Annotated in this window: 23 protein-coding genes and 1 pseudogene; 18 read left to right on the top strand and 6 right to left on the bottom strand. The window is 64.1% G+C overall.

All coding sequences use genetic code 11. The features are described 5' to 3' along the window. Positions 1–278: 278 nt before the first annotated feature. A complete protein-coding gene (gene prpR / locus FFS21_RS25475) occupies positions 279–2,225 on the top strand; it encodes a propionate catabolism operon regulatory protein PrpR (RefSeq protein WP_137927489.1) in 1,947 nt (648 codons plus the stop codon). A 285-nt stretch (positions 2,226–2,510) separates the two neighbouring features. On the opposite strand, the gene egtB is transcribed toward prpR, so the two are convergent. Next, entirely contained in the window at positions 2,511–3,806 is a 1,296-nt protein-coding gene (gene egtB, locus FFS21_RS25470) for an ergothioneine biosynthesis protein EgtB (protein WP_137927488.1), read from the bottom strand. Positions 3,807–4,040: 234 nt separating this feature from the next. After that, complete coding sequence (locus tag FFS21_RS25465) at positions 4,041–4,658, bottom strand: FMN-dependent NADH-azoreductase (protein WP_137927487.1); 618 nt, start codon at positions 4,656–4,658, stop codon at positions 4,041–4,043. 142 nt (positions 4,659–4,800) lie between these two features. Between FFS21_RS25465 and FFS21_RS25460 the strand changes: the two genes are divergently transcribed. The 6 genes from FFS21_RS25460 to FFS21_RS25435 all read left to right on the top strand — a co-directional run bounded on the left by FFS21_RS25460 (position 4,801) and on the right by FFS21_RS25435 (position 12,279). Beyond that, positions 4,801–5,778 carry a LysR substrate-binding domain-containing protein gene (locus FFS21_RS25460; protein WP_137927486.1) on the top strand — a complete coding sequence of 326 codons (978 nt, stop codon included), beginning with the start codon at positions 4,801–4,803 and terminating at the stop codon, positions 5,776–5,778. Between the two features lie 150 nt (positions 5,779–5,928). After that, the gene (locus tag FFS21_RS25455) at positions 5,929–6,342 is read left to right on the top strand and encodes a DoxX family protein (RefSeq protein WP_137927485.1); all 414 of its coding nucleotides are present in this window, start codon (positions 5,929–5,931) and stop codon (positions 6,340–6,342) included. Between the two features lie 74 nt (positions 6,343–6,416). After that, positions 6,417–7,025 (top strand): DUF4136 domain-containing protein, encoded by a 609-nt coding sequence (locus FFS21_RS25450; protein ID WP_137927498.1) that lies wholly within the window; start codon positions 6,417–6,419, stop codon positions 7,023–7,025. 139 nt (positions 7,026–7,164) lie between these two features. Beyond that, positions 7,165–10,275 (top strand): FtsK/SpoIIIE family DNA translocase, encoded by a 3,111-nt coding sequence (locus tag FFS21_RS25445; protein ID WP_137927497.1) that lies wholly within the window; start codon positions 7,165–7,167, stop codon positions 10,273–10,275. 19 nt (positions 10,276–10,294) lie between these two features. Next, positions 10,295–10,633: a cupin domain-containing protein gene (locus FFS21_RS25440; protein ID WP_137927484.1), complete on the top strand. Its 339-nt coding sequence runs from the start codon at positions 10,295–10,297 to the stop codon at positions 10,631–10,633. Between the two features lie 164 nt (positions 10,634–10,797). Continuing rightward, positions 10,798–12,279, top strand: coding sequence for a glycine betaine ABC transporter substrate-binding protein (locus tag FFS21_RS25435; protein WP_137927483.1), 1,482 nt, complete (start codon positions 10,798–10,800; stop codon positions 12,277–12,279). Between the two features lie 43 nt (positions 12,280–12,322). Here FFS21_RS25435 and FFS21_RS25430 read toward each other — a convergent pair whose 3' ends face one another. After that, positions 12,323–12,760, bottom strand: a complete 438-nt coding sequence (locus FFS21_RS25430) for a MarR family winged helix-turn-helix transcriptional regulator (RefSeq protein WP_137927482.1) — start codon at positions 12,758–12,760, stop codon at positions 12,323–12,325. A gap of 462 nt (positions 12,761–13,222) precedes the next feature. Here FFS21_RS25430 and FFS21_RS25425 point away from each other — a divergent pair, with 462 nt between their 5' ends. Together FFS21_RS25425 and FFS21_RS25420 are read left to right on the top strand one after the other, a co-directional pair. Further along, entirely contained in the window at positions 13,223–14,023 is an 801-nt protein-coding gene (locus tag FFS21_RS25425; protein WP_249359641.1) for a hypothetical protein, read from the top strand. Then, on the top strand, positions 14,020–15,189 hold the full coding sequence (locus FFS21_RS25420) for a BamA/TamA family outer membrane protein (protein WP_137927481.1): 1,170 nt from the start codon (positions 14,020–14,022) through the stop codon (positions 15,187–15,189). The genes FFS21_RS25425 and FFS21_RS25420 overlap by 4 nt, the downstream gene beginning before the upstream one ends. 28 nt (positions 15,190–15,217) lie before the next feature. Here the strand turns inward: FFS21_RS25420 and FFS21_RS25415 are convergent, their stop codons facing one another. Then, positions 15,218–15,760, bottom strand: coding sequence for a carboxymuconolactone decarboxylase family protein (locus tag FFS21_RS25415; RefSeq protein WP_137927480.1), 543 nt, complete (start codon positions 15,758–15,760; stop codon positions 15,218–15,220). A gap of 131 nt (positions 15,761–15,891) precedes the next feature. Between FFS21_RS25415 and FFS21_RS25410 the strand changes: the two genes are divergently transcribed. The 6 genes from FFS21_RS25410 (at position 15,892) to FFS21_RS25385 (ending at position 20,955) form a co-directional block, all read left to right on the top strand. Next, a complete protein-coding gene (locus tag FFS21_RS25410; RefSeq protein ID WP_137927479.1) occupies positions 15,892–16,851 on the top strand; it encodes a cupin domain-containing protein in 960 nt (319 codons plus the stop codon). Then, positions 16,848–17,783: a LysR family transcriptional regulator gene (locus FFS21_RS25405; RefSeq protein ID WP_137927478.1), complete on the top strand. Its 936-nt coding sequence runs from the start codon at positions 16,848–16,850 to the stop codon at positions 17,781–17,783. The genes FFS21_RS25410 and FFS21_RS25405 overlap by 4 nt, the downstream gene beginning before the upstream one ends. A gap of 104 nt (positions 17,784–17,887) precedes the next feature. Continuing rightward, positions 17,888–18,349 carry a CidA/LrgA family protein gene (locus FFS21_RS25400; protein WP_249359640.1) on the top strand — a complete coding sequence of 154 codons (462 nt, stop codon included), beginning with the start codon at positions 17,888–17,890 and terminating at the stop codon, positions 18,347–18,349. A 3-nt stretch (positions 18,350–18,352) separates the two neighbouring features. Then, complete coding sequence (locus FFS21_RS25395; RefSeq protein ID WP_137927476.1) at positions 18,353–19,042, top strand: LrgB family protein; 690 nt, start codon at positions 18,353–18,355, stop codon at positions 19,040–19,042. A 113-nt stretch (positions 19,043–19,155) separates the two neighbouring features. After that, positions 19,156–20,106, top strand: coding sequence for a non-homologous end joining protein Ku (gene ku / locus FFS21_RS25390; protein WP_137927475.1), 951 nt, complete (start codon positions 19,156–19,158; stop codon positions 20,104–20,106). Positions 20,107–20,121: 15 nt separating this feature from the next. Then, positions 20,122–20,955: a tetratricopeptide repeat protein gene (locus FFS21_RS25385; protein ID WP_137927474.1), complete on the top strand. Its 834-nt coding sequence runs from the start codon at positions 20,122–20,124 to the stop codon at positions 20,953–20,955. A gap of 18 nt (positions 20,956–20,973) precedes the next feature. Here the strand turns inward: FFS21_RS25385 and FFS21_RS25380 are convergent, their stop codons facing one another. Continuing rightward, on the bottom strand, positions 20,974–22,272 hold the full coding sequence (locus tag FFS21_RS25380) for an Nramp family divalent metal transporter (protein WP_137927473.1): 1,299 nt from the start codon (positions 22,270–22,272) through the stop codon (positions 20,974–20,976). 228 nt (positions 22,273–22,500) lie between these two features. Between FFS21_RS25380 and FFS21_RS25375 the strand changes: the two genes are divergently transcribed. Together FFS21_RS25375 and FFS21_RS25370 are read left to right on the top strand one after the other, a co-directional pair. Then, the gene (locus FFS21_RS25375) at positions 22,501–22,845 is read left to right on the top strand and encodes a toxin (RefSeq protein WP_137927472.1); all 345 of its coding nucleotides are present in this window, start codon (positions 22,501–22,503) and stop codon (positions 22,843–22,845) included. Next, positions 22,842–23,156 carry a helix-turn-helix domain-containing protein gene (locus FFS21_RS25370; protein WP_137927471.1) on the top strand — a complete coding sequence of 105 codons (315 nt, stop codon included), beginning with the start codon at positions 22,842–22,844 and terminating at the stop codon, positions 23,154–23,156. Before FFS21_RS25375 ends, FFS21_RS25370 begins: the two co-directional genes overlap by 4 nt. 36 nt (positions 23,157–23,192) lie before the next feature. Here FFS21_RS25370 and FFS21_RS25365 read toward each other — a convergent pair whose 3' ends face one another. Then, positions 23,193–23,444 (bottom strand): FmdB family zinc ribbon protein, encoded by a 252-nt coding sequence (locus tag FFS21_RS25365; RefSeq protein ID WP_137927470.1) that lies wholly within the window; start codon positions 23,442–23,444, stop codon positions 23,193–23,195. A 158-nt stretch (positions 23,445–23,602) separates the two neighbouring features. Here FFS21_RS25365 and FFS21_RS25360 point away from each other — a divergent pair. After that, positions 23,603–23,971, top strand: a pseudogene (locus FFS21_RS25360) (MarR family transcriptional regulator); the annotation flags it as partial. Between the last annotated feature and the right edge of the window lie 100 nt (positions 23,972–24,071).

Genomic DNA, 24,071 nt, shown 5'->3' with positions numbered 1-24,071 from the left:
GCTTCGGGGGCAGGGCGGTGCAATGAAGCGCAAGGGGTGTGCCAGCAGGATGGGACCGTACTGCGAGTGAATGGATCGGCTCGCGGGTATCTCTTAATCCCTTACGTTTCAAGGGGTTGGGTTCCTTGTGCGCAACTTGGGGCCACCTTCCGTGTCGTGTGGATTTCACTTTCACGTATTTCGATGAATTCCATGCATTTCAAAGTTGAAATGCATGGGGCAGCGGCGCACAATGCCAACACCCCGACCGACTATATGCCTTACCCGGCTCTCCCGCCATGTCGTCCCTGCCTTCCATCGCGCTGAAACCCACCCCTCCCACTGCTGCCGGCGCCCGGCCCAGGATATGGGCAATGGGGATCAGCCGACTGTCGCGTGCGTTTGCCGACTTGATTCCCGCCTACGCAGCGCGGGCCGAGTTCCGCATCGTCGGGCGCGCCTTCGAAGCAGCAGCCAGCGCCATCAATCGCGAGGCGCGCGAGAACCGGGTGGATGTCGTGGTGGCGGGCGGCTCCAATGGTGCCTATCTGCGGCAGCACGTGGACGTGCCCGTGGTGCTGGTCAAGGTGACCGGCTTCGACGTGATGAGCGCGCTGGCCACGGCGCGGCGCATCTCTCCCAAGGTGGCGCTGGTGACGCACGCCTCGACCTACGCTGAAGTCGACGAGTTCGTGCAGGCGTTCGGCCTCGATATTCCGCGCTACACCTACCTGACCGAAGACGACGCCACGGCGCGTGTGCGGGCGCTCAGGGAAGAGGGCATTCGCGTGGTGGTGGGGCCGGGCATGGTGACGGACCTTGCGGACAAGTACGGGCTGGTGGGCGTGTTCCTGTATTCCGGTAATGCCGTGCGGCTGGCGCTGGAAGATGCGATCGAGGCCGCGCGGCTGCGGCGTATCGAATCCACGCGGCGCGACTACGTGAATGCCATCCTGGCCCATCTGAACGAAGGTGTGGCCGCCGTGGATGCGGAAGGGCGCGTCCAGGCGTTCAATCCTGCCATGGAGCGATTTCTTGGCACACCGGCGGGCGTGGCCGTGGGCCGTAAGCTCTCGACGCTGGCACCGGGTTTGTCGCTCGATGGCGTGATGCAGAGCGGCACGAGCGATCTGGAGGCGATCCATCGGCTCGGTGATCGCATGGTCGTGGTCAATCGCATTCCCATTGTTGGCGAGGCGGGTAGTTCCGGTGCGGTGCTGACCATCCAGGATGCCAACGCGATTCATCGTGCGGACCGCAACCTGCGCTCGCGCAATCGTCCCCGGGCTGCTGGGGTGCGATACAGCCTGGATGATCTGGCTGGCGATTCGGCGGCAATGTCGGGTTTGCGGGCGCTGGCGCGGCGCTACGCCGTGGTGGATTCCACCGTGCTTGTGAGCGGCGAGAGTGGCACCGGCAAGGAAGTGCTGGCGCAAGGCATGCACGACGCCAGTCCGCGCCGCGCGTTTCCGTTCGTCGCAGTCAATTGCGCGGCTTTCCCGGAAACGCTGCTCGAATCGGAACTGTTCGGCTACGAGGAAGGCGCCTTTACGGGCGCGCGACGGGGCGGCAAGGCGGGCTTGTTCGAATCGGCCCATAACGGCACGCTGTTCCTCGACGAGGTGGGCGACATGCCGCCTGCACTGCAGACCCGGCTGCTGCGTGTACTGCAGGAAAAACAGGTGCTGCCGATTGGCGGGATCGAAGCGGTGCCGGTCAACGTGCGCGTGATCGCCGCCACGCACCGGGACCTCGCCGCGCTCGTGCGCGATGGCACGTTTCGCCAGGACCTCTACTACCGCCTCAACATCCTCCGCATCGAAATGCCACCGCTGCGCGAGCGCTCCGCCGACCTCGCCGCGCTGGCGTTGCTGCTCTATCGCCGTGCGCAGGAACGACTGGGCATCGCGGCGCCGCAGCCGCTGCCAGGGCTGGTGTCCGAGCGTCTGGCGTCTTACGACTGGCCAGGCAATATCCGTGAACTGGAGAACGTGACCGAACGGATCGCGGTGCTGGTGGCAGGGGTGGAACTTGCCCCGATGGCCTTGCAGCAGGAATTGCAGGCTGCCGTGCCGGAACTGTTCGCCAGCCGCGAAGCCGCGCCATCGCTGGCCGGTATTGCCCGGATGAGCGAAACCGACCACATCCGCCGTGTGCTGGAGGAGTGCGGCGGCAACCGCGCCGAGGCGTGCGCGAAGCTGGGGATTAGTGCGACGACGTTGTGGAGGCGGTTGAAGGGAGCGTAAGCGTTCTCATCTCCCACGGATTTCGCTCCCCTCTCCCGCGACGCGGGAGAGGGGCTGGGGGTGAGGGCAAGCGGATCTGCTTGCCAATCACGCTCAGATTTTTCACCGCCACGCCCTCTCCCCCAACCCCTCTCCCACCTGCGGCGGGAGAGGGGAGCAAACAAATGGACGGTGCGAAGGCTAGTAACGCAATTAACCGCCAATATTCTCCCCACCCAAACAAAAAAGGCTCCCCCGATTCCGGGCGAGCCTTTTCCTCTTCGTCTGCAGGAGCCAGGCAGTCAGTCAAACATCATCCGCCAACCGTACCCCTGTGAACTGCCACCGTTGATGCGGATAGAAGAAATTCCGATATGTCGCCCGGATATGCGACTCGGGCGTGACGCACGACCCGCCGCGCAACACCATCTGGCTGCTCATGAACTTGCCGTTGTACTCGCCCACCGCTCCCGTGCTCGGCTGAAAACCGGGGTAGGGCAGGAAGGCGCTGGCGGTCCATTCCCAGACATCCCCAAACATCTGGCGCAGCACGCCTGACGTGTTCTGCCGATCCGGCAGCGGACGCAGCGCGCGGCCTTCGATGAAATTGCCGGTGGCATGCAGGCTGCGGGCCGCGTGCTCCCATTCGGCTTCGGTCGGCAGCCGGCGCTCGGCCCAGCGCGCGAACGCGTCGGCTTCGAAGAAGCTCACGTGCGTCACCGGGCTATCCGGATCGACGGGATGCATGCCGCGCAGGCTCATCTGCCACCATGTACCTTCGCGCGCTTCCCAGTACAGCGGCGCCTCGATCTGGTTGTCGCAGACCCAGCGCCAGCCATCGGACAGCCATAGTCCAGCCGTCTGGTAGCCGCCATCCTCGATGAACTCGAACCATTGATGATTGCTCACCGGATGCGTGCATAGCGCGAACGGCCGCAGCAGCACCTGGTGCCGAGGGCCTTCGCAGTCGAACGCGAAATCGTCACTGCCATGCCCGATCGAGACGATGTCGCCGGCAAAGCGCACCCATTCCGGTGCGGGACGCGGGTCCGCCACCACCGGCTCCGCCAGTTCCGGCGCATAGGCAGGCCGCAGCGGATTCTGGGCGAACAGGTGCAGGATGTCCGTCAGCAACAGCTCCTGGTGCTGCTGCTCGTGATTCAGGCCAAGGGTGATGAGCGCCGCTTCGTCGTCGGTCTGCGCAGTCATGAGCAGCGAGAACATGCTCTCGTCGACGGCTTCGCGATAGGCCAGCACCTCGTCGAGCGTGGGCCGGGTCAGCAGACCGCGCTTCGGACGCGGATGACGCGCGCCAACCGCTTCGTAATAGGAGTTGAACAGGTAGCGATACTGGGGATCGACGGGTTCGTAATCGGGTAGCCGTGCGGCGAGCACGAACTCCTCGAAAAACCACGTCGTATGGGCCAGGTGCCACTTGGCCGGGCTGGCATCGTCCATCGACTGCACGGTGGCATCGGCATCGGTCAGGTCCGCCACAAGCATTTCGCTGGCGGCGCGCACATGGCGGTACTGGGACAGCAGTGCGGGTTCCTGCGGAGGATGGCTGGCGGTGGCTGGCAACAGTGCTGAGGCTGTGGGCATGCAGGCTCCCGGTGGCGTGGCGGACAGTCGAACCATCATAGACCTATCCGCCCGGCGGGGCGAGCGGCCGGAGATCGGGTGTGGGTGTAGGTTGGCGCCTACGCGGTCACGCCAGAAAAACAAAAAAACCCGCATCCCCCGACCGGAGAGGTAAGGGGATGCGGGTGGCAGCGTCGGCGCCAACGGGATGGCGCCGGGTACTTCACGGAGTGATGGGTCGTAGCAGATTCAGACTCAGGCGGCAGCGCGTACGGCGTCGTTCAGCGCGGCAATCTCGGTACGGGCCTGGTTCAGGCCGGCTTCGCGGGATTCCGGACCCATCGCCAGTCCATGAGCACGGACAAACTGGATATCCGTCACGCCCAGGAAGCGCAGTACGGCGTTCATGGTGATCTCGTGCAGGTCCAGCGCCGAATCGTCCTGGCGCACGCCGCCACGCGACGACACCACGATCGCACGCGCCTTGGCCAGACCTTCGGGGCCGTTGGCCGTGTAGCGGAACGTGCGGCCAGCCTGGGCGATACGGTCGATCCAGGCCTTGAGCTGGCTCGGAATACCGAAGTTGTATTGCGGTGCACCGATCACCAGCACATCGGCAGCCAGGAATTCGGCCAGGAAGGCTTCCGTGCGATCGAGTTCGGCTTGCTGTTCCGCGTTCAGCCCTTCCTTCGGGCCGCCCAGCACGGGCAGCAGGTTGTCGGTCAGGTGGGCGGGTGCCTCGCGGTTGAGGTCGCGGACGGTCACGTTGGCGCCGGGGTTCGCGGCGACAAGGTCGGCCACCACGGCGGCGGTCAGGTTGCGCGAAACGGAGTTGTCACCGAGGACGCTGGAATCGATCTGGAGGATGTTCATTTGTCTGGCCCCACTGAAGTTCGTTTGGATGGACTGAAAGATAGAGGGTCGCCATTGATGCCGGTAGTGAGGCAAAATGCAAATGATTGTTCTGCAGATGCAACGACGAACGAGCCCCCATTAATCGCCCCCAAGGTCAGACATGCAGGATCTCAACGATTTGTCCCTCTTTGCACAGGTCGTGCAGCACGGCAGTTTCTCGGCCGCCAGCCGCGCCAGCGGTGTCCCCAAGTCGCGGCTCTCCCGCCGTATTGCCCAGTTGGAGCGTGACCTGGGCGTGCAACTGCTTCGCCGCACCACACGACAGGTGCGTGTCACACCACTCGGTGAAGCCTATTACGCGCGGTGCCGCGAGATGCTCCAGGCTGCCGAGGCGGCGCGCGAGGTGATCGACAGCGCCCGCGAGCAACCCGGCGGCGTACTGAAGGTCAGTTGCCCGGTTGCAATCGTGCAGATCCTGCTGGCGCCCAGCATCGGCCAGTTCATGCGTGCCAATCCCGGCATCGAACTGGAGATCGAGGCGACCAATCGACGCGTAGATGTGATTGCCGAGGGCTTCGACCTGGCCCTGCGCGTGCGCAACGTGCTCGACGATTCCAGCCTGGCTGTGCGCACGTTCGGCAAGAGCGACCTGAAACTGGTGGCCAGCCCCGCGCTGCTCGACAGCATCGGTCGGCCCCGTACGCCGCAGGCGCTGGAAGGCATGCCGGGCCTGGGACAGAAGCCGCACGAAGGGCGCCATGTCTGGACGCTGTTCGACAAGTCAGGAGAGCCCGTCCACATCGGCTACCAGCCGCGCCTGATTTCCGACGAGTTCGCGCTGCTGCGCGAAGCCGCCATCGCAGGTGCAGGGGTCGCGATGTTGCCGCGCATGTACTGCCGAGACGAAATCGAGCGCGGCGAGCTTGAAGTGGTGCTGCCGCAGTGGGATCTGCCGATGGGCGTCTTGCACGCGGTGTTCCCGTCCCGCCAGGGCGTGACGCCTGCGTTGCGGCGTTTTCTCGATTTCCTGGCCGAGGTGCTGCCCGAGCATGCACGCCGGGTCGGCATGATGCCGCATGGTGGATTGGCGATGCACCTGACACCGCCCATGGGGCTGCCACCGGGAGAGGACGCGTAGGCACCTGCTGAAAAGCGTGCGGATAGGCTGGAATCCGGTCAAACGCGACAAGTTAGCGTCTTTACCTTCACGTCGGCACGGGCTAAGGTAGTTGAATGCAGGTCACATGTGGATCTGCATCCAACGGCAGGACTTTCAGGAGGGAACACCATGAGTCGCACGCAAGGAACGCAAGACCTTGGCAAGGCCATTCTGCGGATAGCCCTCGGGGTGCTGATCCTCCTTCACGGTATTGCCAAGTTGATGGCGGGTCCCGGATTCGTCATGCAGGTAGTGGCGCAGGCCGGGCTGCCTTCCTTCGTGGCCTATGGCGTCTACATCGGTGAAGTGGTGGCGCCCATCTTGTTGATCATTGGCCTGTTCACGCGGCTGGGCGGTCTCATCATCGCCGTCAACATGCTGTTCGCGTTGGGGCTGGTCCACGTCAAGCAGCTTGGCGAAATGGCGAACACAGGCGGTTGGGCGCTGGAACTGCAGGGCATGTACCTGGCAGCGGCGCTGGCCGTGGCGTTTCTCGGTGCGGGCCGCCTGAGCGTGGGCGGCATCGACGGTAAATGGAACTAGGACTCGACGTCATCAGACGTCACTCGACGCAATCAGGAGCTCGCATGCAATTCACGAAACTGTCGCAGTGCCACATGGCCCTGCGTGGCCTGCCTGTCGCTGGCGCACTGCTGGCAGCGCTGGCGCTGACCGGCTGCGCCACTGGCCCGGACATTCGCTCGGACTACAACCGCAGTGTCGATTTTGGGCAGTTCCGGACGTTCGGCTTCGAGCCGAAGCTGGGGACGGACCGGCAAGGGTACGAGACCCTGACCACGCAGTATCTGAAAGGCGCCGTGCAGCGCGAAATGACGGCGCGTGGCTACCAGTTCGCGCCGCAGCGGCCGGACCTGCTGGTCAACTTCAACGTGCAGTTCCGGCAGCAGATCGTGAGCAACCCGGCGCCGTTGCCACCGCCGGGCTACGCGGGCTACTACGCGTATCGTGGCGGTCTCTATGCGCCATGGCCGGGCTACGGGTTCTATAACGACACGTACACCTACACCGAAGGCACGCTGAACATCGACGTGATCGACGCGAAAAAGAACCAGCTCGTCTGGGAAGGCATCGCGCAGGGCGACGCCAGCCAGGCCGATCCGCAGAACAACCAGGCGGCCATCGACAAGGTCGTGGGCAAGATCTTTACCAAGTACCCCTTCCGGGCCGGACAACCGTCGCCGGTCAGCCCGCCGCCTGCGAAGTAATTCCTCGCAAAAACGCGCCACAACGCCCGCAATCGAAAACTTTAGCGAAAGTTCCAGGTAAGTTTTTGTGCGCGCGGCGGTCTCGCCGATCCAGACCCGCTACAATCGCTGCCCGTGGTTTTCTAACGTGCAAATTGAAATGGGTCTGGGCTGGTTCGGAATTTCGACCTTCTGGCTGTTGCCGCTTCTCTGGCGAACGGTGAGCCGTGTGCTCGCCGGCGATCGTCGGTTGTTCGGCCGGGGTTCGCTGCGCGTGCTGATGGGTACTGTGCTGGTGCTGGGCGCCAGCGCCACGCTGGAAGCGCTGACAGGCGGCGAGACCGCTGAAGCCACTCATGCCCTGGCAGGCGGTGCAGCGGGCCATGCGCTGGCCGGTGCTGTCTCGAGCATGCTCGGCTGGACGGGTGGGTTGCTGATGATGCTGGCCGTGCTCGGCTTGTCGGCGCCCATGGTATTCGGCGAGACGTGGCGCAGTCTGTTCCAACTGCATCGTCCTCCGGTCAATCCGGAAGAGAACCGTCCCTCGCCGAAGCCCGCCGCACGTGCCGAGACGCGCGTGGACACCCGACACGACACGGTCTCCACTTCTTCATCCTTCTCTTCTTCATCGCCGGCGTCTTCGCGCGACGATGCGGACCGTTGGGAAACCACGTCGATGCCTTCGCAAGCTGGCCGGCAGCCGCTGCGCCAGAAGGGCATCGAGCCGGTCTCCGCACGCCGCCAGCCCGCATGGCAACCACCGGCGCGTACGCGGCAATCGCCGCCGCAGCCGGGCGAGATCTGGCTGCATCACGCCGATGCGCCAGGCGTGGTCAAGCGCGATGCCACGCCACCGTCGGCACCCGTGATCGCTGCGCGTGCTCCGTCGTCGGCCTCGTCGGCCTCGTCGGCGTCTACAGCGACCAAGCCCGCACAGAAGCCTGTCCAGACACCCGCGCAAAAACCTGCGGCCCGTCCCACCCCTGCTGCGGCGCCTCAAGCCACCGTTGTCAGCAGTCCGTTCCGCAATCCGCAACTGGGTCTTCGCTCGGCGGTTACCACGCTGCCAGAGGCCATGACGAAGCCGGCGGCAGCCGTCGCGGCTACGCCCACCGTGAGTGCAGCCGTCGTCGAGGATGATGCCGTGGCGGTTGTGGAGGCCCCGTTACCGGTGGCCGCTCCCGCTGCCACGCCTGCGCAGCCCGCTGTACCGGCGGAAGATGTCGTGCCCGAGGATGGCGTGACGCTTGACTCCATTCGGGCCGAGGCGCTGGCGTTGATGGCGGAATTGCGTGCACTGGCTGGCAAGCCAGAGTCCGCATCAGAGACCGGGTCGCTTGCCGAAGCAGAGGCCGCAGTCGAAGCCGAAGCCGAAGTCGCAGTCGAAGCCCTGGAGGCAGAGGCCGAAGCAGTCCCGGAGGTGAACGAACCGGAGTCCGAGGTCGCCGAGGTTGTGGATATCGCCAGGGTTGAGCTTGTCGAGGAAGCGCCGCTGGAAGTCATCGCCCAGCCCATCCAGGAAGCCTTGCCTGCCCAGCCCTCCGCATCGGAAGCCATTGAGCAGGCGGTAGCCGCCTCGATGGCGGAAGAACAACCCGACGACGTGCCATCGTCCGACGAGCCCGCCGCGCTTGAAGACGCCAACGTTTTCGTTCAACCCGCGCCCAAGCCGCGCATCGTGCTCCAGGCCGTGATCGGCAATACGGTGCCGCTGGCGCCCGCGCAACCCGTGGCAACGGCACCGGTCGTCGTGGCGCCGCCGCCGCCCCCGGCAGCCCCGCGCGAACCTGTGGATTACCGCTTGCCGGGTGTGGATCTGCTCGCTGCTGAAGACGGCAATATTGAAACGGTATCGGAGGAGCGCCTGCTCCAGACCGGTGAACTGATCGCCCAGCGGCTGGCAGAGTTCAAGGTGCCGGTGTCGGTGGTGGGCGCCAGTGCGGGTCCGGTCATCACGCGTTTCGAGGTCGATCCCGCCGTGGGTGTGCGTGGCGCGCAGGTGGTGGGGCTGATGAAGGATCTGGCGCGTGCGCTTGGCGTGACGTCGATCCGCGTGGTCGAGACCATCCCCGGCAAGACCTGCATGGGCCTGGAACTGCCGAATGCCAAGCGGCAGATGATCCGGCTGTCGGAGATCGTGAGCGGCAGCGCGTTCGATGCGCATGCATCCAAGCTGGTCCTGGCGATGGGCAAGGACATCACGGGGAACCCCGTGGTGACGGATCTCGCACGCGCGCCGCACTTGCTGGTGGCGGGTACGACCGGCTCGGGCAAGTCAGTGGCGGTCAACGCGATGATCCTGTCGATGCTGTACAAGGCCACGCCCGAGGATGTGCGCCTGATCATGATCGACCCGAAGATGCTCGAACTGTCGGTCTACGAAGGCATCCCGCACTTGCTGGCACCCGTGGTGACGGATATGAAGCAGGCCGCGCACGCGCTCAACTGGTGCGTGGGCGAGATGGAAAAGCGCTACCGGCTGATGTCCGCGCTGGGCGTGCGCAATCTGGCCGGCTACAACCAGAAAATCCGTGCAGCGGAAGCGGCGGAGCGCAAGGTGCCGAACCCGTTTTCGCTGACGCCTGACGCCCCCGAGCCGCTTTCGACGCTGCCCCTGATCGTGGTGGTGATCGATGAGCTGGCCGATCTGATGATGGTGGCCGGCAAGAAGATCGAAGAGTTGATCGCCCGTCTTGCGCAGAAGGCCCGTGCAGCCGGTATCCACCTGATCCTGGCGACGCAACGTCCGTCGGTGGATGTCATCACCGGCCTGATCAAGGCCAACATCCCGACGCGCGTGGCGTTCCAGGTGTCATCGAAAATCGATTCGCGGACGATCCTGGACCAGATGGGTGCGGAGAGCCTGCTGGGGCAGGGCGACATGCTCTTCCTGCCGCCCGGCACCGGTTATCCGCAACGCGTACATGGCGCCTTTGTTGCCGACGAGGAAGTCCACCGCGTGGTGGAGCACTGGAAGCAATTCGGCGAGCCTGACTACGAAGAGGCGATCCTGGCGGGCGATGCACCGGAAGGGGCAGCCGACCTGTTCGGGGAAGGGGGTGGCGATGCCGAAGCCGATCCGCTTTATGACGATGCCGCGCAATTCGTCCTGACATCGCGTCGCGCATCGATCTCTGCCGTGCAGCGTCATCTGCGTATCGGCTACAACCGGTCCGCGCGCCTGATCGAACAGATGGAAGTTGCCGGACTGGTCTCGCCAATGGGCCGCAACGGCACACGCGAAGTCATCGCGCCCGGTCCCGCCGACTGAAGCGCCCAAGGAACTGGTCATGACCGCGACGCGAGGCAACCTGCTGCATGATGTGCCGGTACATGCCACCGGCGAGGTTTTCACGGACCTGCTGGCTTGGCAGTCTACGGGCGGGGTGCGGATCGAGCGGATCGTATCGAACGGCCAGGCCAGCCCTCCCGGCTTTTGGTACGACAGCACCGACGACGAGTGGGTGCTGGTGATCAGTGGCACCGCTGCAGTGGAGCTTGACGATGGAACGACACACACGCTCGGCGCCGGGGACTGGCTGCGTCTGCCACCGAACTGCCGGCATCGCGTGGCATGGACCGATGCGGCGCAGCCCACGATCTGGCTGGCGGTGCATGTGACGCCGTAGGGTTTCTCCCGCTCGGTTTTTACTCCCCTCTCCCACACAGTGGGAGAGGGGCTGGGGGTGAGGGCAAAGCGGTTATCCTGCGACTTGTCTCATTTGAACCGCTGGCCCTCACCCCCGACCCCTTTTCCCCAAGCGGGAGAGGGGAGAAAAAAGGGAGACTCCGTTTGCATTGTTTCATCCGGCTGTCCCTGGCCTTGCTGCTGGCGATCACCGTCGCCGCTCACGCCGATCCCCTCCGCATTGGCTCGAAGCGGTTCACCGAGTCGTACATCCTCGGCGAGGTCCTGACGCAGTCAGCCGCGCCCCATGCCGATGCCAAGCATCTTCCCGGCCTGGGCAATACGGCCATTCTGTTCGAAGCACTCAAGGCGGGCAGCATCGATGCCTACCCGGACTACACGGGTACGCTGGCCAGCGAGATCCTCAAGTTGCCCCCGCCTGTCACGCTCGAGCGAATTAACGCCGCGCTGGCGCCGTTGGGCCTTGCGGCGGGCATTCCGCTGGGCTTCGACAACACCTACGCAATTGCCGTGTCCGATGCACGCCCGGAAAGCCTGCGCACGCTGGGCGACCTTGCGCGGCAGCCGGGCCTGAAGCTCGGGCTGTCGCACGAATTCATCGGGCGAGCCGATGGTTGGCCTGCGCTCGTGCGGGCTTATGGCCTGCCGCAGCAGCCAATCGGCATTGATCATGGCCTGTCCTACGAAGCGCTCGCCAAGGGACAAATCGACGCGACAGACATCTACGCCACCGACGCCAAGATCCGGCGCTACCACCTGCGCGTGCTGGAGGACGACCGCCATGTCTTTCCTCGCTATGACGCGGTGATCGTCTATCGCGCCGATGTGCCGCACCGCTTTCCCGAGGCATGGCAGGCGTGGCAAAACTTGGCGGGGCGGATCGATGTGGCGGCGATGATCGGCATGAATGCTGCGGCGGAAATCGACGGCGCATCGTTCGCGGCCGTGGCAAGCCGCTTCCTGTCCGGTGGCGGGGGTAGTGCGGAACCGCGCAACGGCCTGCTGGCTACTTTACTGGGTGCCGAGACCTGGCGGCTGACCTTGCGTCATCTGGCGCTGGTCGGTGGCGCGGCGGGTGCCGCCACGCTGGTGGGCGTGCCCTTGGGTATCGTGGCTGCACGTAGACGTCGCACAGGCCAGGTGGTGCTGGCCATCGTCGGGGTGTTGCAGACCGTGCCGTCGCTCGCATTGCTGGCGATGTTGATTCCGCTGCTCGGCCGTATCGGCATCTGGCCGGCCATGATCGCGCTGTTCCTCTATGCGCTGCTGCCGATCGTGCGCAACGCCTGCATTGGCCTGCAGGAGGTGCCTCCGGGCATGCGCGATGCGGCGCGCGCGCTGGGCTTTCGTCCGTTACAGGTATTGCGCTACGTGGAGTTGCCGCTGGCCATGCCCGTGATGCTGGCGGGGATCAAGACCGCCGCGATCATCAGTGTGGGCACGGCCACGATTGCCGCCTTCGTGGGCGCAGGCGGTTACGGCGAGCGGATCGTAACGGGCCTGGCCCTGAACGACACCACCCAGTTGCTGGCGGGTGCCATACCGGCAGCGGTGCTGGCACTGGCAGTGCAGGGCGCATTCGGTGCCGTGGAATGGTTTATCCGGCACCGCCGTCCCTGGCGTTGACCGGAAAATCGTTACCGCAATATCCACGATCCGGGTATGCCGATCACCCGGAAACGAATTTCTGAAGAAGCCGGCGGAACTCCTCGAATTCCTCAATGGTAAATCCCTCCAGTCGCTGATTTAGCACTTCCGGTGCAATAGTAGGGATTTCCTCGGCAATATTCCGGCCCTTGGTTGTCAGCGCCAGATTTACCACGCGTCGATCATCGATACTGCGGCTGCGTTCCAATACCCCTTTCTCCTCCAGCTTGTCGAGCATGCGGGTCATGAGCCCACTGTCGATTCCCAGGACCTTGCTGATTTCGAAAGGCGTGCTGGCCACGCCCCGCATCAGGCAGAGCAGGATACCCATCTGCTGCCCATTGATGTCCAGAGGGCGCAAGGCGGAGTCCAGTTCTGTCAGCAAGCTATTGCGAGCTCGATTCAGGTGGAATCCGATGCTCTGCGTCAGGTGGAAGTTTTCCGGAGTGTAGTGCTTCACTGTGGTTTCCTTTGTGTTGCACCGCTGAAGATTGATCAGTCAGTAACCGATCCGCGTCTTGAACATCGGAGCGCGTCCGCGATTCATGGGAGCGAGTTTGGCAAATCCGGGACAAGAATGGAATTCAATTTTATTGTCTCTAGATTTAGAAAAAATGGAAACCACAAGTGTGTCTTTAAAGTAATGCGAAAATCGGAACATTAGCGATTGGATAATCCCCCATACGGGTTATGAATGACATGACATTATGTCATTGCGTGATGAAGGGAATTTCCCGGCTTAACCCGGATGCGGGGCGTGGACGGCGTCCCGGGGCGTGTCTGGTGCACAGTACTTAATGCTCGCTACGAGAAACTTCATCACGGCGGGGCGGGCATCGGGGCAGCGCGTCCGGTACATTGCCTGCAGGAGATCGGTAAGTCCCTTGGCCGGTTTTCCCATGACCGCCTGGAGCCGAGAGCAATGACGATTGACCGTGTTTGGAAACGTTTTGGCAGTATCTGGATGGGCTGTACGCTGCTGGCGTCCGCGGCGATGGCGCAGACCAGTGCCGAAGATGCCAACAAGAGCAACAACCCGCTCAATCCGTCACCGGCGTTCAATCTCCAGAACTACTACACGCCGCGCCTGTACGGCAGCGGCGCGCACACCAACGACTTCCTGTTGCGAGGCACGCTTCCCGTGGCGCCGAACAGTCTGATTGGCGCGCCGCAGATCATTCGTCCCACAGTGCCGATCAGCACCCGTCCCAAGGGCGACGGCACCTACGAAACCGGACTCGGCGATATCAACCTGTTCGACATTTTCCTGCTGCGCGCGCAGGGGCTCGAACTTGGCGTAGGACCGCTGCTGACGATTCCGACGGCCACCGATCCGAGCCTGGGCACCGGCAAGTGGCAGGCCGGGCTGGCCGGCGTGGTGGTGGATGCCAAGCCCGCGCGACTGCTGGGCATGCTGTTGCAATGGCAGCACTCGTTCGCGGGCCAGAGCAGCCGCCCCACCGTGCAAACGCTGACGGCACAGCCATTCATGATTTTCAATCTGCCGCAGGGCTGGTACATCCGGTCGACCGGCACCTGGACCTTCGACCTGCAGCGCAGTACCTACTACATCCCGGTGGGCCTCGGCGCGGGAAAGGCATGGAAGGAAGGCAAGACGATCTTCAATGCCTTTGTCGAACCGCAGTATTCGATCCTGCATGACGGCACCGGTATCCCGCAGTGGACCGTATTCGCCGGCCTTAACATGACGTTCGGCAAATGACGCCCCGCCATGCGGTACTGGCCGTAGCGGCGGCGGCTTGCATGGGAGGACCCGTGGCATGGGCGCAGTCCGAGCCCGCCGCGGCAGCGGAGCCGGTTTCCAAGCCCAGGCTGTCGTTCTTCGATCCCGAGGACGGCATGCTCGACATGAGCGATTTCCTGCTCCATCACAAGGGTGCGCTACCCGTCCCGACGATCATTACCGAGCCGGCGGTCGGCTATGGCTTCGGGCTAGGGCTGGCGTTCTTCTCGCAGTCGATGGCTGAGGCGGCAGCCGAGGGCAAGGCCACGGGCAAGGGGCCTGCACCGCCGAACATCACGGTTGTTGGCGGTGCTTATACGGAGAACGGTACGTGGGCGGGTGGCCTGGCGCACTTTCACACGTGGGATGGGGACCGCATCCGCTATCTCGGTGCCATCGGGAAGGCGAATGCCAATCTCGAGTATTTCGGGCAGAACAACCAGCCTCGCGCCTATGAACTGGACGGCTTCCTGCTGGTGCAGCAGTTGCTGTTTCGGCTGGGCGATTCGCGCTGGTACATCGGTCCGCGCTACGTCTATGCCGATACCTCTGCCACGTTCAAGTTCGGGGGCAATGCGGCGGAACTCGGTTCGTTCGACAAGAACCAGCGCATCGGCAAGGGCGGTCTGGTAATCGACTACGACTCGCGCGACAACATCTTCTTTCCGAACAAGGGCAGCTACGCCGAGATCGAGGCGCAGTTTGCACGTGGCGGGTTCGGTAGCACGCAGAGCTTCAACATGTTCAACGCGCGCGGTTTTACGTGGTTACCGCTGGCGCGCACGTGGATTCTCGGCCTGCGCGCCGATACGAAGTTCTCATCCGGTGACGTGCCTTTCTACGCCCAGCCATACGTAGACCTGCGCGGCGTGCAGAAGGGGCGCTACCAGGACCGCAACGCACTGGCTGCCGAGGTGGAATTGCGCTGGGACGTGACGCCGCGCTGGTCGGTGCTGGCCTTTACGGGCACCGGCAAGGCATACGGACGCTGGCACGATTTCTCCGACGCCAGCACGGTGTTCAGCGTGGGCGGAGGCTTCCGCTACATGATCGCGCGCAAGCTTGGGCTCTCGATGGGTATCGACGTGGCCCACAGCAAGGACCAGAACGCCTTCTATATCCAGGTGGGCAGCGCGTGGCATTGAGACATGCCACGCAACCCACCCTTGATCCTTAAGACACGGCCGGGAAATCCAGCGTCGTGTCGTTGACGCGATTGATCATGTTCGTGAACAGGATCGCACTGATAGCCTGGATTGCCTCGACGATCTGGGTATCGCTGTAGCCCGCGGTACGAACGGCCTCGACTGAAGCAGCCGGTACCGTGCCGCTTGTGCTGACCAGTTCCACCGCAAAGCGCGTCAGCGCGTCGATCTTCGCATCTTCCGGATAGCTGCCACGGCGCAACTGTTGCGTTTGCTCGACGCTATAGCCGGCCATCTTCGTCGCGGTCAGCGTGTGGGCGGCCAGGCAATAGTCACAGCCGCTATGTTCGCTCACGGCCAGGTTGATGGCCTCCAGTTCCTTGCCCGATAGACTGCCTTGCTTCAGCGTGGCATTGGTCTGCAGCGCCTGGGCCAGCACGGCCGGGGCGTTGCTGCCGATCGTGGCATAGGCGTTGGGCACCTTGCCGACGGCGCGGCGGATGGCCCCGAAAAGTTCGGCGGTCTGGCCGGAAGCGTCGGCGACGGGGAGGGTGTGAAGGCGTGTGGTCATGATCGATTTCCTTGCTGAGTGTCTGGTTCGGTAGTGCTCGGACGCTTGTGTCGTTGCCCTTGGAAACCATGGTAGATGTCGCCGTGATCCGCATGGATTAGAATCGGATCAGTTTTTTGCTCGATCGGATCATGGACAGTCTCAGCGAACTTGTGCGCCTGCTGGCACCTTCCGGCACGGTGGATCTGCATTGCCGCGTGGCCGGGGCCTGGTCGGCCTTTCACGACCAGGCCCCGCCGGGCCACGTGCCGTATCACGTGATCCTGCACGGACGCGCCGAGGTGATGGTCGGACGCCAGCAGTTGCACGTGGCGGCCGGCGATGTCCTGCTCTTTCCGCGTGGCGGGGCGCATACCGTATCTGGCATGCATGCGGGCACGCGCCGTGCCGAACCGTCGCGCCACTTCAACGGCGTGGTCACAGAGGTGGTGGTGCCCGGCAACGCCGCACCGCTGGACATCCTGTGCGGCACCTTCGTGTTGGGACGTACTGCCAGCGTGCTGCTAGGCGCGATGCCCGAGGTGCTGCGCGTTCAGACCGCCGGGGCCGGCGACGAGGCCGATAGCGAGCGCCACGGCTGGCTGCGCGGGCTGATCGGCATGATGCATGAAGAGGCCGAGCGGCCGGGGCCCGGCAGCGCGGCCATCGTGGCCAGCCTCTCGAATGCAATGTTTACGGTACTACTGCGTGTGCTGACGGCCGGGGGGCAGGTATCGGCTGGCGTGCTTGGACTCATGGCAGATCCGCGCACAGCGCGGGCCGTGGACGCAGTGGTGCGCGACCCCGCGCACCCTTGGACCGTCGACGGACTGGCGGCCACGTGCCATGTGTCGCGCGCCACGCTGCTGCGGCGCTTTGCCCACGCGGGCTTTACACCGCTGGAACTGGTGAGCGCCTTGCGCATGGAACGTGCGGCGCGCTTGCTTGCGGAAGGCGCGATGTCGGTGTCCGCCGTGGCGGGAGCGTGCGGCTATGTCTCGCAGGCTGCGTTCGGACGGGTGTTCGCGCAGCATTTCGGCGAGCGGCCAAGTGACTACCGGCGCCGGCATCGCGACGCGCGCGGCCACCCCATTGAGGAAAGCGCCGCATGACCACGCGCAAAGCTACCCTACGCGCCACCCCGCGCGCCCAGGACAACTGGGACGACTATCGCTACTTCCTGGCCGTGGCGCGGTCGGGAACGTTGTCGGCTGCGGCCGAACAACTCGGCACGGAACACACCACTGTCGCGCGGCATATCCATGCGTTGGAGGGTGTGCTCAATGCGCGCCTGTTCCACAAGAGCCATGTGGGTTATGCGCTGACAGCGGTCGGAGAACGGTTGCTGGCCACGGCGGAGGCCATCGAGAGCGCATTGCTGGCGTCGAAGGCTGCGGCAGCGGGCGAACAGGACATCGCGGGCACGGTCCGGATTGGTGCGCCCGATGGCTTCGGCAGTATGTTCCTGGCGCCGCGCATCCATCTGCTGACCGAACAGCATCCGAGGCTGGAAATCGAGATTTTCGCGGCGGCGCGGCTGTTCAGCCTCACGCGTCGGGAAGCCGATATCGCCATCGGTCTCGCGGGTGCCGATCACCTGCGCGTGGCCTCCCGACGCCTGACTGACTATCGGATGTTCGTCTATGGCACGAAGTCGTACCTGAAGCGTGCGCCTCGTATTCGAACCAAGACCGATCTGCTGCAGCATCCGTTCATCGGTTACGTGGAGGAACACCTGTTCTCGCCCGAACTGAGCTTCGCCGGAACCATTGGCGTGGACTACAACGCCCGGGTGCGCAGCACGAACCTGCTGACGCAGGTACATGCGACGCTTGCGGGCCATGGCCTGTGCATCCTCCCAGCCTACGTCGCCGCCGCATTTCCCACGCTGGAAGCGGTGTTGCCGGACGAGGTAGAGGTCACGCGCACCTTTCACATGCATGTCCATGAGGATCACTGGAAGGCCGCGCACGTACGCGCCGTCGCCGCATTCATCGCCGAGCAGGTGGATGCGCACGTCTCGCTGTTTCTGGACGGCGCCTAGCTGGTAGGTTGTGCATATTTGCACAACCAATGCGGAGTATCGGTCTGTCGTTGTGCGGAAATTATGCGAATAATCGCCGTCATCGCCCCCGATTTCTTGTTGCCGTGTCCGTTACCAACGCCGTTTCCCCTGCCGCATCGTCCCTTTCCGAAGCCCGCAAGCACCGCCTGCCGAGAATCGCCGCGCAGGTTGGCGCCTTGCTGGCCATCTGGTGGGCGGCGGACTGGCTGACGCGCACGCTGGGCTGGTCCATTTCGCCCGGCGTGCTGGGCCTGCTGGCTGTGCTGGCACTGTTGCTCTCGGGCAAGGCCCCGGTGGGCTGGGTCAAGGATGGCGCGGACTGGATGCTCGGCGAACTGGTGCTGTTCTTCATCCCGTGCGTGGTGGCCGTGGTCAACTACGTGCCGCTGTTCCGCGCCGAGGGCGTCCAGCTCACGATTGCCGTGGTGGCGGGCACGGTGCTGGTGATGGCCGCCACCGCGCTGGCCGTCCACGCGGGATGCCGGCTCGAACGCCGCATCGCGGCATGGCGCGGCAAGGATGTCACCGAAGGCGAGGGCGAGTAAGCCATGGCCTCGTTCTTCTGCCTGGTGTGGACGATTGCGCTGTACTTCGCCATCAAACCGTTTCATCGTCGCCTGCCGCGCTTCTGGCTGTCGCCAGCCATCGTGGTGCCGGCGCTGACCATTGCGCTGCTGTTGGCCGCTGATATTCCATACGCCGCCTATGTGGCCGATACCCGCTGGATGGTCTGGCTGCTGGGCCCGGCCACCATCGCGTTTGCCGTACCGATCTACGAGCATCGCGCCATCGTGCGCCGCCACTGGCTGGCGCTGGCGATCGGCGTCGTGGTCGGCACGCTGGTGGCATTGGTCAGCGCGCGACTGCTGGCCGAGGCCTTTCATTTCAGCAATGAGGTGTCGAGCAGCCTGATGGCGCGCTCGGTCTCCACGCCGTTCGCCGTGGCCGTGGTGTCGCACACGGGCGGCTCGGCCGATCTGGTGTCGCTGTTCACGGTCATGACCGGGCTGGTGGGCATGATGGTCGGCGATGCCGTGCTGGCGTTGCTGCGGCTGCGCTCACCGGTGGCGCAGGGTGCATCGCTCGGGGCGGCCGCGCACGGCTTTGGCACGGCACGTGCTCGGCAACGTCATACGGAGGAGGGTGTCGTGGCCAGTCTCACGATGGTCCTGGCCGGCGTGCTGATGGTGGTGGCCGGGCCCACGCTGACTGGCTGGGTGATTGCCGTGGTGGGCTAAGCGGCGCGCTGGCGGCGCATGCTGCACTCGCGCATGGCCGATGCCACGGGCTTCGTCCCGCGGACTAGACTTCCTCAACGCGTGACACGTGACTCTTGCGGGAGGAAGTTGCCATGGCAGCACGTTCCATTGCCTCGCTATCGATCAGTTTTGGCCTGGTGTCGATCCCGGTGAGGGTCTTCTCGGCCACCGAGACCAAATCCGCCGTGAGCTTCAACCTGCTGCACAAGGGGTGCGGATCGCGGTTGCGGCAGCAGTACATCTGCCTCAAGGAAGACGTGGTGGTGGATCGCTCCGAGATGGTCAAGGGTTACGAATTCGAGAAAGACCGATACGTAACCTTTACGCCGGATGAGTTGAAGGCGCTTGAAGATGCGGCGGCACAGACCATCGATATCGTGTCGTTCATGCCACTTGGTGCCATCGATCCCATCTACTTCGACAAGGCCTATTACCTCGGGCCTGACAAGCGCGGCGCCAAACCCTACAACCTGCTGGCGGAAGCCATGCGGGAGACCGGCACCTGTGCGTTGGCCAAGTGGGCGTGGAAGGGCAAGCAGTACATGGTGCAGATCCGGGTGGGTGCCGATGGCCTGATCCTGCAGCAATTGCTCTATGCGGACGAGGTGCGCGACATGAGCGACCTCAACGTCGAACACACGGACGTGAATGCGGCGGAACTGAAGCTGGCGTTGCAGTTGATCGAACAGAACGCCGTGGAGGGCTACGATGCGGCGGCTTATACCGACGAGGAAAAGCAGCGCATCCTCGACCAGATCGACAAGAAGATCGCCGGGAAGAAGATTACCGTTGCCGCCGAAACGCCAGCCTCCACAGGTGGCGAGGTCATCGACCTGATGGAAGCCTTGCGCAAGAGCATCGGAGCCAACAAGCGGCAACCGGCGGCGCAGGCGTCGGCAAAGACCACTGGCAAGGCCGCGCCAAAGCCGGCGGCCAAGGTGGCCGCCAAGACTGAAGCTGCTGCAGCGCCTGCGCGAAAGAGCGCACGGCGCGCCGCCGCGCCAACACCGGTCGAGGCGCCCAGGCGCGCGGCACGCAAATAGGGAGCGCCGGCCACGATGCAAGCCTATTCGATGCGCGATGTGCAGGCGTTGCTTGGCATCTCGCGCACGGTTATTTCCGCCTTGATGACTGCCGGCGTGGTGGCGCCCCGGCGCGGCGCGCGGCACGAGTATCGGTTCAGTTTTCAGGATGTAGTGCTGCTGCGCACCGCGCAATCGCTGCGCGAGGCGGGCATTCCCACGCGCCAGATCACGCGTTCGCTGCGGCGGCTGCAGGGACTTGGCGAGGGCCGTCCGCCTACCGGGTTGCGTGTGACCGCTGTCGGCGGCGACGTGACGGTGCAAGATCGGCAGGGCCGCTGGCATGTGGATTCGGGGCAGTTCGTGCTGGATCTCGACGCGCTCAGCGAAACCGCGCGGGCCGATGTGCTCGACTTGCACCGGGCTGCGCGGCCATCACGGTCCGGTCCGTCCGACGAAGACCCGGCCACGTGGTTCGATCGCGCGGTGGCGCTGGAACGGGTGGATCGCCCGCAGGCCGAGGCCGCCTATCTGCGCGCCGTATCGGCTGCGCCCGATTATCTCGATGCCTGGCTCAACCTGGGCTGCCTGCTTTGCGACCAGGAACGCTTCGAGGAAGCCGCCAGCCGGTATCGCGAGGCGCTGGCGCACCTGCCGGACCAGCCGCTGCTGCATTTCAATCTAGGGGTGGCGCTCGAGGACCTCGGCGCATTGCGCGCGGCGCTGGATAGCTATCACGCCTGCATCGACCTCGCCCCCGACTTTGCCGATGCGCACTACAACGCGGCCCGGCTGCATGAGGAACTGGGCGATCCGCATCGCGCGATTCGCCACTACAACCAGTATCGGCGTCTGGAGCCCGTGGATTGATCCACGGGCGCCGGCATATCAGGACACCGCACCCTGCCAGAGCAGCGCACCGTTCAGGAACAGGATGACGGCGGCGCAGCCCCATGCGGCCATCAGAGGCAAGCCGCGAACGCGCCACGCTCCCATCAGGTCGCGGCTCGATCCAAACCAGATCAGCGGCACCACCGCCAGCGGCAGCGTCAGACTCAGCACCACCTGGCTGGCCACCAGCAGGCTGGCCGAACCATGTTCGCCGAACGCAGACACGGCGAGCAGCGCGGGCGCGATCGCCACGGCCCGCGTCAGCAGCGCGCGGCGCATGCGCGACATCTTGAGATTCAGGAACCCTTCCATTACCGCCTGACCGGCCAGCGTGCCGGTCAGCGTGGAGTTCAAGCCGCAGGCCAGCAACGCCACGGCGAACAGCAGGCTCGCCATGTCGGAGTGGAGCAGCGGGGCGAGAAGACGATGCGCATCGGCCAGATCCTCGACGTCCGTCAGCCCGTTGGCGTGGAACACCGAGGCCGCCAGGATCAGCAGCGCCGCATTGATCAGGAAGGCGAAGCTCAGCGACCCGAAGGTGTCGAGGTTCATGCCGCTCAGGATCTCGGCCAGCGAACGCCGACGCTCGCGGCGCCCCCCCGGTGGCGGCGTGAACCGGCGCACCAGCGAGGAATGCAGAAACAGGTTGTGCGGCATCACCGTGGCACCGACGATACCGGCCGCGAGCCAGAGCATGCCCGCGTCACGCACCAGTTGCGAGGACGGCGCCATGCCGCCGAGCACCGCTGCCCACTCGGGCTGCGCCATCGCCAGTTGCGCGACAAAGCACAGTGCCACCAGAAGGATCAGGCTGGCGACCATGCTCTCCATGGTGCGCTGCCCGTAGCGCTGGACCGCCAGCATCAGGATGGTCACCACGGCAGCAATGAGCACGCCTACCCACAGCTTGACGTGGAACAGCAACTGCAATGCCACGGCACTGCCGACGATTTCGGCTACGTCGCAGGCAATGATCGCGATCTCGCTGGCCACCCACAGCGCTACCGTCACAGGCCGGGGGAACCGGTCACGGCAAAGCTGCGCCAGATCCCGCCCGGTCACCACGCCCACGCGCGCGGCAATCCACTGCAGCAGCATCGCCATCACGCTCGCGACGGCAATGACGATCAGGAGGCTGTAACCATACTTGGCGCCCCCGGCGATAGCCGTGGCCCAGTTGCCAGGATCCATGTACCCGACCGCCACGAGCGCGCCGGCACCCACGAACGCAAGTCGCGAACGCCGGGGTGGCGTGGCGGTGGGCTGGAGGACGGCGGAATCGGTCGGGGGCGGCATGGCGAGGTATTCCAGGGCGGGGATACGGGATGATCCCCATGCAGCATTCTAGGACCTTGTTGAGAATAGTTCCCAATTGTATTTGCACATTTGCGCAATAGATGTCGCAAAAGCCGTTCCGGAAACACAAGTTCACATATCCACAGGAGTCGGACACGTTTAGCAAGGCGTCTTCGATACACAGTTACGGCAACCACACTTCCTATCTATACGTAACTAACGTACATTGTGCATGCCACATTCGTTGAGTTGCCGGCGTTCGAACGCCACCGCGAAACCTATCTGGACGACGATGGCTTTCGTCTTCTTCAGGCGGCGCTGATTCTGAACCCCATTGGCGGCGAAGTGATTCGGGGCACCAATGGACTCCGGAAGGTGCGCTACATCGATCCGCGACGACAAAAAGGCAAGCGCGGAGGGTTGCGGGTCATTTACTACTACTGGCGAGGCGGCCCGCAGTTCTGGCTCTTCACAATATATGACAAGGACGGACAGGCTGATCTGACGCCTGCCCAGACAGAGCAATTGAGGTTGTTCCTGGAACGGGAACAGAGCAAAAGGAGAGGTATATGACCCGCGACATTTTTGCGGAACTTGTCGAAGGCTTCGACGCACTGGAAGCGGAGCGCCAGGGCAAGACAACGCTTCGCACTCACAAGGTTCGATTGGCGGACCTCCATGACATCGACGGCAAGGACCTAGTTGAAATTCGCCAGCAATTCGGCATGTCGCGGCCAGTTTTCGCCATGTATCTGAGGACTAACGCTCGCACGCTCGAAAATTGGGAGCAGGGCCGGGCCAAGCCCAATGCGCAGGCGACGGTGCTGATCAAGCTGGTTCAGAAGTACCCGGAAACGCTGGAGAAGCTTGCCTCACTTGTCTGAGCGGCAATCGGAGTTGCAACGCTGCCGCAGTAGCGCCTATCGACCTGCCGACCACCCACTCCCGCCCGTCCTTCCTGCCAGCTTGACCGGTCCGCAACAGGCGCAATTGCCGCCGTGCGAGGATGAGGTGCCTTCTGCGGCACCGCCGGAAAGTGATGGGGCGGCTACCAACGCGCGGGGGGCCACCTCGCCGCAGCCTGGGCACACGGCGGGTACGTCGCGGCTGGCAATCGGGCGAAGTTGCGAGAAATCACCGCATTTGTCACATCGGTAGTCGTAGGTGGGCATCGCATTTCCGGAGTTTCGGTGTACAGCGCTAGCTTAGATCAGGTTGAGGTGGCCGCGGTGATTCCCAGCGCTTTCCTACGCCATATGGATGGGGCTTGCCAGGTGCCAGACGGTTTCCATCAACGAATGGAACGCTGCGAATCCCTATAATCGCGCGCATGGACAAGAATCTCGACAAGCGTTTTGGCTTTCTGGTGGCGGACGTAGGCCGTCTGTCAGGCAAGCGGTTCGACGAACTCTCGCGCGCCACGCTCGATCTGACCCGTGCCCAGTACCGGGTGATCGCCAATCTATCGTTCCACGGCGAGATGAATCAGGCCGCCCTGGCCGACTTGATGGAGGTGGCGCCGATTTCGGCAGGCCGGCTGCTGGATCGTATGGAAGAGGGCGGCTGGATTGCGCGCCGGCCCAATCCGCAGGATCGCCGCGAGCGCATGGTCGATATCACCGAGAAGGCTGGTCAGGCCCTGGACGCGGCGCGCGCGGTGGGAGATCTGGTTACCAGCGAGGCCCTGGGGCCTGTCAGTTTTTTTGTGTGCAGGACAGCTAGAGGCTTGCCGGTCGAATGGATTGGCAAGCCTGCATTCTCTCAGAGGTGCGGGTGGGTAAATCGGTCTTCGTACAACA

Origin of the sequence: Cupriavidus sp. 2SB, from assembly GCF_005503625.1 — a bacterium.
Taxonomy (GTDB): domain Bacteria; phylum Pseudomonadota; class Gammaproteobacteria; order Burkholderiales; family Burkholderiaceae; genus Cupriavidus.
The sequence above is the reverse complement of the archived record's forward strand: the minus strand, read 5'-3'. Positions and strand labels throughout refer to the sequence as shown.